The organism is Amycolatopsis sp. NPDC033938 (assembly GCF_055575975.1).
The window spans coordinates 28,674-40,769 of record NZ_JBVIRO010000016.1 but is presented as its reverse complement, the minus strand read 5'-3'; the positions used below and the strand labels follow the sequence as shown (position 1 = coordinate 40,769).

General features: G+C 67.2%; 11 protein-coding genes and 1 pseudogene. 4 read left to right on the top strand and 8 right to left on the bottom strand.

The features are described 5' to 3' along the window. Positions 1-131: 131 nt before the first annotated feature. From ACZ5ZX_RS31390 to fahA, 3 genes are all read left to right on the top strand, one after another. Positions 132-665 (top strand): MarR family winged helix-turn-helix transcriptional regulator, encoded by a 534-nt coding sequence (locus tag ACZ5ZX_RS31390; protein ID WP_465505594.1) that lies wholly within the window; start codon positions 132-134, stop codon positions 663-665. 80 nt (positions 666-745) lie between these two features. Next, positions 746-1,591, top strand: coding sequence for a hypothetical protein (locus ACZ5ZX_RS31385; protein WP_465505593.1), 846 nt, complete (start codon positions 746-748; stop codon positions 1,589-1,591). Next, the gene (gene fahA / locus ACZ5ZX_RS31380; protein WP_465505592.1) at positions 1,588-2,763 is read left to right on the top strand and encodes a fumarylacetoacetase; all 1,176 of its coding nucleotides are present in this window, start codon (positions 1,588-1,590) and stop codon (positions 2,761-2,763) included. The genes ACZ5ZX_RS31385 and fahA overlap by 4 nt, the downstream gene beginning before the upstream one ends. 176 nt (positions 2,764-2,939) lie before the next feature. On the opposite strand, the gene ACZ5ZX_RS31375 is transcribed toward fahA, so the two are convergent. Next, positions 2,940-3,401 (bottom strand): hypothetical protein, encoded by a 462-nt coding sequence (locus ACZ5ZX_RS31375; protein ID WP_465505591.1) that lies wholly within the window; start codon positions 3,399-3,401, stop codon positions 2,940-2,942. A gap of 182 nt (positions 3,402-3,583) precedes the next feature. Here ACZ5ZX_RS31375 and ACZ5ZX_RS31370 point away from each other — a divergent pair, with 182 nt between their 5' ends. Next, the gene (locus tag ACZ5ZX_RS31370; protein WP_465505590.1) at positions 3,584-4,990 is read left to right on the top strand and encodes a hypothetical protein; all 1,407 of its coding nucleotides are present in this window, start codon (positions 3,584-3,586) and stop codon (positions 4,988-4,990) included. A gap of 4 nt (positions 4,991-4,994) precedes the next feature. Here ACZ5ZX_RS31370 and ACZ5ZX_RS31365 read toward each other — a convergent pair. The 7 genes and pseudogenes from ACZ5ZX_RS31365 to ACZ5ZX_RS31335 form a co-directional block, all read right to left on the bottom strand. Next, positions 4,995-5,303: pseudogene (locus tag ACZ5ZX_RS31365) on the bottom strand (HNH endonuclease signature motif containing protein); the annotation flags it as partial. A gap of 428 nt (positions 5,304-5,731) precedes the next feature. Continuing rightward, a complete protein-coding gene (locus ACZ5ZX_RS31360) occupies positions 5,732-6,991 on the bottom strand; it encodes an HNH endonuclease signature motif containing protein (RefSeq protein WP_465505589.1) in 1,260 nt (419 codons plus the stop codon). A gap of 309 nt (positions 6,992-7,300) precedes the next feature. Continuing rightward, positions 7,301-8,608, bottom strand: coding sequence for an ABC transporter substrate-binding protein (locus ACZ5ZX_RS31355; protein ID WP_465505588.1), 1,308 nt, complete (start codon positions 8,606-8,608; stop codon positions 7,301-7,303). Further along, on the bottom strand, positions 8,605-9,606 hold the full coding sequence (locus tag ACZ5ZX_RS31350) for a branched-chain amino acid ABC transporter permease (protein WP_465505587.1): 1,002 nt from the start codon (positions 9,604-9,606) through the stop codon (positions 8,605-8,607). The genes ACZ5ZX_RS31355 and ACZ5ZX_RS31350 overlap by 4 nt, the downstream gene beginning before the upstream one ends. A gap of 1 nt (position 9,607) precedes the next feature. After that, entirely contained in the window at positions 9,608-10,486 is an 879-nt protein-coding gene (locus ACZ5ZX_RS31345; RefSeq protein WP_465505586.1) for a branched-chain amino acid ABC transporter permease, read from the bottom strand. Positions 10,487-10,497: 11 nt separating this feature from the next. Further along, the gene (locus ACZ5ZX_RS31340) at positions 10,498-11,199 is read right to left on the bottom strand and encodes an ABC transporter ATP-binding protein (RefSeq protein WP_465505585.1); all 702 of its coding nucleotides are present in this window, start codon (positions 11,197-11,199) and stop codon (positions 10,498-10,500) included. Beyond that, entirely contained in the window at positions 11,186-11,944 is a 759-nt protein-coding gene (locus ACZ5ZX_RS31335) for an ABC transporter ATP-binding protein (RefSeq protein WP_465505742.1), read from the bottom strand. The genes ACZ5ZX_RS31340 and ACZ5ZX_RS31335 overlap by 14 nt, the downstream gene beginning before the upstream one ends. Positions 11,945-12,096: the final 152 nt, after the last annotated feature.

Below are 12,096 nucleotides of genomic sequence, written 5' to 3'. Positions count from 1 at the left end.
GACGGGTGGCTCGCCATGGAGGAGTCTCCACTGATTTCCGGCACGAATGTGGATATCTCCAAGTGTCTCGGTTGAGGGCAAAACTAGTTTCGACTTTGACCATTTTCGCAGTACCGGGTTAGTGTTCGGCGATGGAAGACGTGGAGGCGGCCGGACTGGACTTCTGGTCGTTCGTGGCGCTGGCCAACCGGCGGCTCGCGCAGGAGTACGGCTTCCGTCACCAGTTGGCGACCGAGGTGCTGCTGACCCTCAACCGCGCCTCTGACCTGGTGACTTACGATCTCGAAGCCGCGGTGCACCGGCCACGCGGCCGGTCGTGGTCGGCGTTCCGGCTGCTGTTCGTCGTCTGGCTCGCCGGACCGCTCGAACCGACGAGCGCCGCCAGGTTGACCGGGATGAGCCGGGCGGCGGTGTCGAATCTGGTCAAGACGCTGGTCGCGGAGGGAATGCTCCACCGGGTCCCGGACGAGCGCGACGGCCGTTCGGTGCGGCTGTCGCTCACCGACGCGGGGCACGAGGAGATGGTCGCGGTCTTCCGCGAGCACAACGAGCGCGAATTCGGCTGGACGAACGCGTTGACCGAGACCGAACAGCGCATCCTCGTGATGCTGCTGGGCAAGCTGATCACGAGCCGCGCCGAGTTCGGCACCCGCAGCCGCAAGTAGGCCTTCCCGTCGCGAGGAAGACCGGGCTACGCTGCCCGAGGGGTAGTCAAAGTGTGAACTAAATCGGCGAGGAGGACACCATGGTGGACAGCGGACGGATTCCCGCGCTCTTCGCCGGGTTGTGCGACGACGCCGCGGTGTTCCCGCCGGGGCTGGCCCCATTGCCGGACGCCGTCGCCGCGCACGACGACCACGTTTCCGCCTGGTACGCCGACCTCGTCGGCCCGCTCGTCATCGCCGCCACCGCGCTCGGCGACCTCGCCGAAGTGCTGGGGGACCGGGCGGCCCCGCTGCCGGTCTCGGTGACCCTGCCCGGCGGCCCCGCGCAGCTCGACGGCGTGCTCAACGCCGTCACCACGCTCCCGGTCGAACTCGACGCCCTGGAGATCGCCGTTCCGGAAGGGATGGGGCCGGACGAGGTGCTCGCCGCGATCGGCGGCGCCACCGCCCCGGTGTTCGTCGAGATCCCGCGTGACGACCGGCGGATCCCGTTGCTGACCGCGCTTTCCGGCACCGGCCACCGCGCGAAGTTCCGCACCGGCGGTGTCCGGGCCGAGCTGTACCCCGACGGGGCCGAACTCGCCGCCGCGGTCCGGGCGGCGGTCGGGGCGGGCGTCCCGTTCAAGGCCACCGCCGGGCTGCACCACGCGCTGCGCAACACCGACCCGGAGACCGGATTCGAGCAGCACGGGTTCCTGAACCTGCTGCTCGCCACCGACGCCGTCCTCCACGCCGACGGCGATCCCGAAGCCCTGCTCGCCGAACGAGACGGCACGGTGGTCGCTTCGCGGCTGCGAGAGTGGGACGAGGACCGGACCGCCGCCGTCCGCGCGGCCTTCACGTCGTTCGGCACCTGCAGTATCACCGACCCCCTGACCGAGCTGACCGGCCTCGGCCTGCTCGAAACGCCCCGAGGAGAGGCATGACCACGATCGACATCCCCGCCGGTTCCCTGTTCGGCCTCGGCAACCTCCCCTACGGCGTGTTCTCCGTCGACGGTGCTTCCCCGCGCGTCGGCGTCCGCGCCGGGGACTCGGTCGTCGACCTGGCCGCCGCGCTCGGCGACGACGTGTTCGCCGCGCCGTCGCTGAACCCGTTCATGGCACAGGGATACGACCGCTGGGTGGCCGTCCGGGAACGCATCCGCCAACTGGTCTCCGGTGAGATCCCCGACGGCGCGGTGCATCCCGTCGGACAGGTGAGGATGCACCTGCCGTTCGAAGTCGCGGACTACGTCGACTTCTACGCCTCCGAACATCACGCGTCGAACGTGGGCAGGCTCTTCCGCCCGGACGCGGAACCGTTGCTGCCCAACTGGAAACACCTCCCGGTCGGTTACCACGGTCGGTCCGGCACGGTCCTGGTCTCCGGCACCGACATCGTGCGCCCGAGCGGCCAGCGCAAGACCCCCGCCGACGCGTCGCCGGTGTTCGGACCGAGCACGCGGCTCGACATCGAAGCGGAAATGGGTTTCGTCGTCGGCACCGGAACGCCGCTGAACACCCCGATCACCCCGGATGCCTTCCCCCGTCACGTTTTCGGCGCCGTCCTGCTCAACGACTGGTCGGCCCGCGACATCCAGGCGTGGGAATACGTTCCGCTGGGCCCGCATCTGGGCAAGAGCTTCGCGACGTCGATTTCCCCTTGGGTGGTCCCGATCCTGGCCCTGGAGGCCGCGCGGATCCCGCTGCCCGGCCAGACGGATCCGGAACCGCTGCCGTACCTGCGGGAAAGCGCCCCGTGGGGCCTCGACATCGACCTGGTCGTCGAATGGAACGGCGAGGAGGTCGCCCGCCCGCCGTTCCGCGAGATGTACTGGTCGCCCGCCCAGATGCTGGCGCATATGACGATCAACGGCGCGTCGGCGCGCACGGGAGACCTGTACGGCTCCGGCACGATCTCCGGACCGGAGAAGCATCAGCGCGGCGCGTTCCTCGAATTGTCCTGGGGTGGCAAGGAACCGCTCACGGTCAAGGGGGAGGAGCGCACCTTCCTGCTGGACGGCGACGAGGTCGTGATCACCGGATCCGCGCCGGGCGCCGATGGCGCGCGGATCGGGTTCGGCGAGGTGCGGGGGCGGGTTCTGCCGTCGAAGTGAGCGTGGCTATCGGTTTCCTGGGCAGGAAGGCGGCAAACCGGAACTCTCCCAGTCCTTCGTGAGGAGCTGCTCCAGGGATCTGTCGTTGAGCAGGCGCCAAGGATGTCGTGGCGAGTCCCAGCCGCTTTCCTCCAGCCGGCACAAGGTCCGGGCGAGCACGTCATCCTGGCGGATGATCAGGATCCGGCCCCGATCCTTGTGGAGCAAAGTGAGGTCGTGGTCGCCCGCCCAGGTACGGCGCCGCGATCAGCGCTGTTGTCCCGGTGGCGAAGTAACCGAGCCCCATCAGGATCAGGCGCCATCGCCCGGTCATCTTCCGGGCCGATTCCCGTGACCACGGCCCACCGGAGTCGCCACCAGGAGAGCCTCGACAGCAGACGCAAGAGCACCGTGGCCACGAAACCCGCTACCAGCGGCAGGATCGGTACCACCGTACTGACGACGATGGCCGTCACGTCGAGTGTCCGCAGCAGGACCTTGAGACGCTGTTCGTCGAAGCGTGCCACGATCAAGAGCCGGATGAGCGCGAGCAGGATCGGTCCGGCCAGCAACGTGTAGTTGAGCCAACGTTCGACTTGTTCCCGGTCGGGCAACCAGCCGTCGTTCGTGATCTTGTCGTGCTCCTGTCTCGCGGTCATCCACACTCCGGCGGCGAGTGGGACCGAGTTCGGTCCTTCTTGGCCGTAGTCGCGCATCCCGGGTGTTGTGTTTCAAGTATTTTCAAGGGTTTCGCAGTGATCCGGGCCAGTGCCGATTCCGCGTAGATCGCCAGTGACCAATGCGCTAGGCTCTGCGGCCTTGCCGTGAGCTGGGAGGGCCGGTGCCGGACTTCATCAACAATCCACCGAGACTGGTGCGCGATTTTCCCACTTTTCCCGACAAGGCCCCGAAGATCACTTTGGTCCACGAAGTCTTCGGCGTTTCGCGCGACCTTCCGCTGAACTACGTCGAACGCGACAAGGTCGACAACAAACTATTCCTCGCGCTGGCGCAGAATCATCACATCGTCATTCACGGCTCTTCGAAACAAGGTAAGACCTGCCTGCGCAAGTGGAACATCAAGGATCGGCCGCATGTCGTCGTCGCCTGCATCGAGATAAAGACACTTTCCGAACTCAACGCGGCGATACTGAAGGCGGTGGGGTACCGGGTCGAGAAGTCGCGCTCGGTGACCGTCTCCGGCAGATCCAAGGTGACCGCGCGACTGGATGTGAAGGTTCCCCTTCTGGGCAAGGAGATCACCGCTTCGGCAGGTCGGGACCGGGAGAACCAGAGGGACGAGTCGGCCGTCACGGCACCGCTGGAATTGGACGTCGAGGACATCAACGACATGATCGCGGCCCTGGATTCGGCGAGCGTCGACTCCTTGATCGTGCTCGAGGACTTCCACTACCTGCCCAGCGATGTCCAGAAGTCGTTCTCGCGATCACTGAAAGGCTACTTCGACTACTCCAACTACAGATTCCTGGTCATCGGGGTCTGGCTCGATGACAACAAGCTGCTCCGCTACAACGGTGACCTCGGTGGGCGGATTTCGACGGTGAACGCCGACCGATGGTCGCGCGCCGAACTGGAAACCGTGGTCTCCGCGGGAGAGAACCTGATCGGGGTCACCTTCGAAGACGAGTTCAAGAGTCACATCCTGGACAGGTGCCTCGACAGTGTTTGGGTCGTCCAGCAAGCCTGCTATCAGGCCTGCATCGAATCCGGTGTGGTGAGCGACTCGAGTGAAGGCAGAGTCGTCGGTTCGTTGGAACACGCGAAGAAGCTCATAGAAGGGATAATCCAAGATCAGGCGAGCAGGTCGGAGAGCTTCATCGACAGCTTTTCCGCTGGACCTTCGACGTTGCTGACGAACATCTACCGCTGGACGATCTACGCGGTCGTCGCGAGTGACACCGCCAGGTTGGAAGGTGGTCTCAGCGTGACGGAGATCGCCGACTTCATCGGCACTTTCGGTGCCGCCGTCGATCCGAACCTGCGTGACCTGATCAGAGAACTTCCCAACATCGCGGAATTCCAGATGCACTACCTCGAGATCAGCCCGATCGTCCTCGACTACGACTTCAGCGCGCGGCGGCTGAACGTCGTCGACCGGTCCTTCCTGCTTTGGCTCAGCGGGCAGAACAAGGTCGAGGTGCTGCGGCAGGCGGGGATGCCGGGCAACTCGCTGCGTCGATGGCAACGGGTGGTGCACGACATGCCGAACAGTCATCACCGGGGCTGAGCCGGGTGTTGCGCCGGGGTCTTCGTAGCGGGTCCAGATATTGGGGTGGCGTGAACTCGGGTAGTCCGTCGGGGGCCACGCGGACTTGCCAGTCGCCGTGGTGGAAGCCGCAGGGCAGAGTGAGGTTCCGCAGATCGGTGGGGTCACCGTCGGCCCGGTGATCGATGTGGTGGCAGTGTTTCGGTTGCCGATGGCAGCCGGGAACGTACAGCCGCGGATGTTCAAAGGGCGAGTCGTTGGCCAGGGGTGACGAATCGTCGTAGCCGTCCCGTGTCGGGGGTTTTACTGCCGGCAGTATGAGGCAGTCGCAGGCGGGTCGTTAACCCTCAAGGTCAGGGTCGCGGCAAAGTCGGGATCTTGCGGGTCAGGCGACTATTCCTGGATGTGGCGGGGTCTTCGTGCCGGTGGCGGAGCTTGATCAACGGAGGATCGGGGACGCTCACTGTCCCTGATCCTCCGTTGCTCAAGGATGGGTCGAGGTGGGGCAGGCAGGCCTGATGTCGCTACGTACGGTTCGGCGTGGGGTCCCTTTGCGTGAGCCTGCTTCCGTCGGGGCCATTGCGGCAGGTTCGCCTTGTCTCGCTCTAGCAGTGGAGTCGACCAGCGGTTATGCGACTTTGCCGGGACCCCTGACGCAAAGGTACGGAAGGAGGCCTTCACGGCTTTCTCCAGAGCGGCCTGTGGGCATGCCGAGGGGCCCGTCGCCGGTGTGGCTGGCGGGCTCCTCGGGTGATGCAGGAATTAGGCGGCGGCGCGGTGGAGGGTGTTGCGCCGGGGTCTTCGTAACGGGTCCAGATACTGGGGCGGCGTGAACTCGGGTAGTCCGTCGGGGGCCATGCGGACTTGCCAATCCCCGTGGTGGATCAGCCGGTGATGAAAACCGCAGAGCAGGGTGAGATTCCGCAGGTCAGTGGGTCCGCCGTCGGCCCAGTGATCGATGTGGTGGGCGTGGCAGTGCTTGGGTTGCCGGTGACAGCCGGGGAAGGCGCAGCCTCGGTCTCGGATGTTCAGCGCCCGTCGTTGCCCGGGGGTGACGAACCGTCGCAGCCGCCCCATATCAAGGGGTTCCCCGGCGGCGCTCAGCACCACCGGCAACATCAGGCAATCACAGGCGGCCAGTCGTGCCTCGCGGGCGGTCATCTCCCCTACGAAGTCCAGGCACGCGGTCCCGATCCCAGTCTTGAGTTCCTCAAGCCCGATGGTGACATGCACCAACGTCCGGTAACCGCTGGTGCCGGGCTGGTCCGGGCAGGCGATCGCCAGATCCAGGACCTCGGCAAAGGCGTCGCCTTGCCGTTCGGCTTTCGTGCGCGGATCCGCCTGGCCGAACTCATCCACCGGACGCGGTTTGGCGTACGCGTCGAGCACGGCCGCGGTGCGAGCACCCAACTCGTCATCCAGCAGCCCGGTCAGCTTCCAGAAGCCGTCCTTGCGGCGCTCCAGGCTGACTTCCCGCACGGGCTGGGCCGGTTCGGGATCCTTCGGTTCCTTGCCGTCAGGGTCGAGCCAGCCCAGCAGGTTCTCCTCGGCCTTCCCGAGCTGTTTCGGCCCTGCCTCCCGGGCAAGATCAGCCAGGACCTTCTCCGCGTACTCCCGGTCCTCTAGGGCCGTATCCGCCGGGATCTTCTTCAAGATCTCGAGGATCTGATCGATCCGATGCTCCCCGATCACACCCTCAGCAGCCGCCGCCGCGGTCGCCGGAGCGAACGCCGGGATCTCGGTGCCATCAAGTGCACGGGTCGGGTTCAGCGCGATCGCGCGGCGCACGATCGCGCCCGCCTCACCCCGGGTCAGCCCCGCCACATCAGCGAGCCACGACGCCGTCGAACCATAGCCGTACAAGTCTTTCGGGCCACGGGATTCGATCTCCGCCAGAAACTGCCCCAGCGCGGCGGAGGCGATCCGGATCACCTGCAGAGTGTGCTGCACACCGTGGGCAAGCTCCAGCCTGCCGGCACGCCACAACTCCTGCGGGAGTTCAGGAAGAAAAGTCTCGGACACCCTTCGATAATACCAAACAACGATCGAACATGTGTTCGTAATTTTCCGTGACGGTGAAATGGTGCGATTCCCACTCCAGGGTGATTCACGGCGCTCCGCCGGGTCGGCTGTCGAAGTGGGCCCAGCGGAAACTGATCGACGAGATGCGGTGATTGGTGCGCGGAAAAGGAGGATTCACAGTCCGAATCATCGGGCGGGAGTCGAGGGAATCGCAACCGCGCATTCCACCCGTCCGGCACTCCCACAGATCCACCCGCCAAGCCGGCCACCACCCGACACACAGTGGCGACCGGCCTGGCAGGCCAACGCTCAGCTACCCGGGATCCCGTTCGGTGGCGGCGAGTCGTTGGCCGCCGAGTCGTTCGCCTCGATGGGGGCCTCGCCGACGTCGGTCACGAGAACCGGCGTCAGGTCCTTGCCGACGCCGCCCTGGAGTTCGACCACCGACATACCGGAGATGCCCATATGACTGTCCCCGGTGTAGCGGAACGGCGCCAGGCCCGGCCCTTCGAACGTCTTGCCGGACTGCTGGATCGCCTCGACGACACGTTCGCGGGTCAGGTCCCGTCCGGCCGCCTGCAGCGCCTGGACGAAGGTGTACGCCTGAGCCATCCCGTAGATCCGGTAGTTCGTCAGGTCGCCGCCCTTGCCGTGCGCGCCCCAGACCTTCTGCCACAGTTTGGTCCACGCGTTGTCCGGGGCGTCGACGCCGGGGAGGTACTCGGTGGTGAGGACGCCGTCGATGAGCGACGCCCCATTGGTCACCTTGCCTTCGGAGAACCGCGCGAGCAGGGAACCGACCAGTGCCGGGTCGGAACCCACGTTGCTGTAGAACCATTTCGGCTTGAAGCCGATCTTCAACGACGCCAGCTGCGAGAGTGCGGTGTACGACGGGACGTTGAAGCCCAGCACCAGATCGACGCCCGCGGCCTTGAGTTTCGCGATCTGCGGTGCGATGTCGATGTTACCCGGCGAGTATTTCGCGACCTCCACGATCTGCTTGTCGAGGTAGCGGCGCGCGCCCTTCTCGCCGTCGCGGCCGAAGTCGTCGTCCTGGACGAACAGGCCGACCTTGGCGTTCGGCAGGTTCTTCCGCACCCAGTCGCCGATGATCTTGCCTTCGATCTCGTAGTCCGGCTGCCAGCCGAAGGTGAACGGCGCCTTCTTGGGATCTTCGCCCCAGCGCAGCGATCCGGAAGACACGAACAGGTCCGGGACCTTCGAGTTGTTCAGGAAGTCGACGACGGCGCTGTGCGTCGGCGTGCCGAGGCCGCCGACCATCGCGAAGATCTCCTCCTTCAGTACCAGTTCGTTGGTGACCGCGCTGGTGTTCGTCGGGTTGTACCCGTCGTCCTTGACCACGAACTCGATTTTGCGGCCGTTGATCCCGCCGCTGGCGTTCACGTAGTCGTAGTAGGCCTGGTGCCCGCTCGGGATCTCGCTGTAGCCCGGCGCGGCGACGCCGGTGAGCGGGAAATGCGCGCCGATCTTGATGGTGGTGTCGGTGACACCGACGGTCGAACCCTTCTGCTCGCCCTCGGGTCTGCCGCCCGCCCCGCAGGCGGCGGTGACCGTGACGGCCAGGAGTACGGCCACGGCCTGGTACCAGCGTTTCATGAACTTCGCCTCCGGTTGATGAGTTTCCGCAGCCCGCCGGTGAGGCCGGCCGGTGCGAGCAGCACGATCAGGACAGTGACCAGGCCGTAGATCAACGGCGCCAGATGCGCGGCCTGGACGTCGGACAGCCCGAGATCCGTTCCCGTGCCGGTCACCAGCGGCGGCAGGAACGTCAAGAGCGCCGCTCCCGCGAGCGCGCCGGTGAGCGTCCCCAGGCCGCCGAGCACCACCGCGGAAACCAGTGACAGTGACAAGGTCAGCGCGAACCCGCTCGGCGCCGCGAGCCGCGCCGACAACGCCATCAGTGCCCCGGCGAGCCCCGCGCAGCCCGCGCTGACCACGAAGGCGCCCACCCGGGTGCGGCCGAGGTCGATCCCGGCCAGTTCGGCGGCGACGTCTTCGTCGCGCACCGCACGCCAGTTGCGGCCGACGCGGCTGCGGGAGAGATTCGCGAGCAGGATGAACACGACGATCACGGCGAGCCAGGAAAGGTAGGCGAGATAACGGATCGGGGTGAGGTCCTGGCCGGTGACGAAGTACGCGGCGTCGGCGAGCCAGGCGGGGATGTCCGGCATCCGGACGGGGAGTCCTTGTTCTCCGCCGAGTGTTTCGCCGAAGAACAAGGGGATCCCGGGCACGGCGACGGCGAGCGCCAGCGTGGCACCGGCGAGATACGGTCCGTGCAGCCGGGCGGCGGCGACGCCGACCAGCGCGCCGACGGCCAGGGTGATCACCACCGCGAGGAGAAGGATCACGGGTAGCGGCAAGGCCGACGGCTTCAGCAGCAGCGCGGTCGAATAAGCACCGACCGCCATGAGCGCGCCGTGGCCGAGTGACAGCTGCCCGTTCAGTCCCGTCAGGACGGTCAGACCGCCTGTCGCGATCGCGAAGTACGCCATCGCGGTGAACTGCGCGTTGAGGAACGGACCGGTGCTCTCCAGGACGAGCACGACGACGACCAGCGCGGCGAGCGCGAGGAGCAGATGTCTGCGCAGCACGTCAGACCCTCCGTTCGCGGACACTGGCGAACAGTCCGCCGGGTTTGAGCAGCAGCACCACCATGAGGATCGCCAGCGCGGCGAGCGGCACCAGTTCCGAGCCGACGTACCCGCTGACCAGGCTCAGTGACAGGCCGAGCACGACCCCGCCGACCACCGCGCCGACCGGGCTGTCCAGCCCGCCGAGCACCGCCGCGACGAACCCGTACACCACCACTCCGTCCATATAGGACGGATGGACGAGCCCGCCGCCCGCGATCAGCAGTCCCGCCAGCGAACCGGCGAGCGCGGCGAGCGCCCAGCCGAGGGTGAGCATCCGCCCCACCCGCACGCCGAGCAGCCGCGCCACCTCCTGGTCGAACGCCGCCGCGCGCATCCGCAGGCCCAGATCGGTACCGCGGAACAACAGCACCAACCCCGTCAGCACCACCGCGACGGCGACGATGGTGAACACGCCGAACCCGGTGAGCGCGATCGTCGTGCCGCCGACCTGGAAACCGGTGAGCCCGAACGGCGCGGGAAACGAGCGGTACCGCGAGCCGAACACCAGTGCCGCCAGCGCGTGCAGCACGATGAACAACCCGAGGGTGAGGATCACGGCGTTGATCTCGGCCTTGCCGGAGACGAACCGGACCACGAAACGTTCCACCACCGCGCCGAGCACCAGCCCCGAAAGCAGGGCGACGGCGAAACCGAGCCAGTACGACCAGCCGGCGTCGATCAGCACCAGCGCGATGTAGGTGGTGATCATCGCCATCGGCGCCTGCGCGAAGTTCACGATCCGCGTCGCGCGCCAGATCAGCACCAGCGCCAAGGCGAACGCGGCGTAGACCACGCCGAGTGTCAGGCCGGTGAGCGCGGTGGTCAGCAGTTGCTGCACGAAGCTCCCTTTCAGAATCCGAGGTAGGCGTGCCGCAGGCCGTCGTCCGCGACCAGCGCGGCCGCTTCCCGCCGGACGACGACCTGGCCGAGGTTGAGCACGACGCCGTGGTCGGCGATGGACAGCGCGCTGCGCGCGTTCTGCTCGACCAGCACGACGGCCAGCCCGTCGAGGACGAGGCCACGCAGCAGTTCGAAGATCTGCGCCACGATCCGCGGCGCGAGGCCCAGCGACGGCTCGTCCAGCAGGAGCACCTTCGGCCGGGACAGCAGTGCGCGGCCGATCACCAGCATCTGCCGTTCCCCGCCGGAAAGGACGTGCGCGAGCCCGTTCTTGCGGTCGGCGAGCACCGGGAACAGGTCGTAGACGCGGCGCAGTTCGGTCGCCGACGCGCGGCCGCGCGCCCCCAGCGCGCCCAGCCGCAGGTTCTCCTCGACGGTCAGTTCGGCCAGCACGCCGCGACCCTCGGGCACGTGGGCGAGACCCAGCCCGGGAAGGTCCTCAGTGGACACTCCGGTGAGGTCGCGGCCCGCGAGGGTGACCCGGCCGCCCGAGGGCCGGACGAGGCCGGAAATGGTGCGCAGCAAGGTGGTCTTGCCCGCCCCGTTCGCGCCGAGCACCGCGGTGATCTCACCGGGCGCGACGGACAGGCTGACGGAATCGAGCGCCCGGACCGGGCCGTAGCTCGCCGAAAGATGCTCAACGGTCAGCACCGGCCACCTCCTCGCCGAGGTAGGCCGCCTGCACCGCCGGGTTCACGCGGATCTCCGACGGCGTGCCGGTGGCGATCACCTTGCCGAAATCCAGCACGACGATCTCGTCGCACACCCCCATGACGAGATCCATGTGGTGTTCCACGAGCATCACCGACATCCGTTCGGTCAAACCGCGCACCAGCGTGCCGACGTCGGCGATCTCGGCGGCCGAGAGCCCGCCCGCCGGTTCGTCGAGCAGCAGCAGATCCGGTTCGCCGACCAGGGCCCGGGCGAGGGCGACCCGTTTGCGGACCGGATAAGGGAGACTGGCGGGATAGCGGTGGGCGACGTCGGCGATGTCGAAGTCGTCGAGGTAGGCCATCGCCCGCTCGGTCAGCGCCTTCTCGTCCCGGGTCCGGCGCGGGAGGCCCAGCATCGACGACCAGAAGCCCGCTTCCGCATGCTTGTCCGCGCCGACCAGGACGTTGTCCAGCACCGTCATCCGGTCGAACAGGCCGAGTTCCTGCAGGCTGCGGGCGATGCCGAGGCCGGCGAGATGATGCGGGCGCAGCCGGTGCAGTTCGGCGCCGCGCCAGGTCAGCGTGCCGGTGTCCGGCCGGACGAAACCGCACGCGACGTTGAACAGTGTGGTCTTACCCGCCCCGTTCGGGCCGATCACGCCGAGCACCCGGCCCGGGGCGACGGTCAGTGAGACGCCGGACAGCGCGACGAGACCGCCGAAGGTCACCGACACGCCGGACATCTCGAAGGTCGACAGGGTCACGCAGGTGCTCCCAACGGCGAAAAGGGACGGAGTGTGGAGGGGGGTCCGGTGGGGGGGGGTGGTGTTTGGGAACAAAACCCACCCCACCACACCCCCCCCACCCCCCCGAAACTGACCGCGGGCCGGGTGGG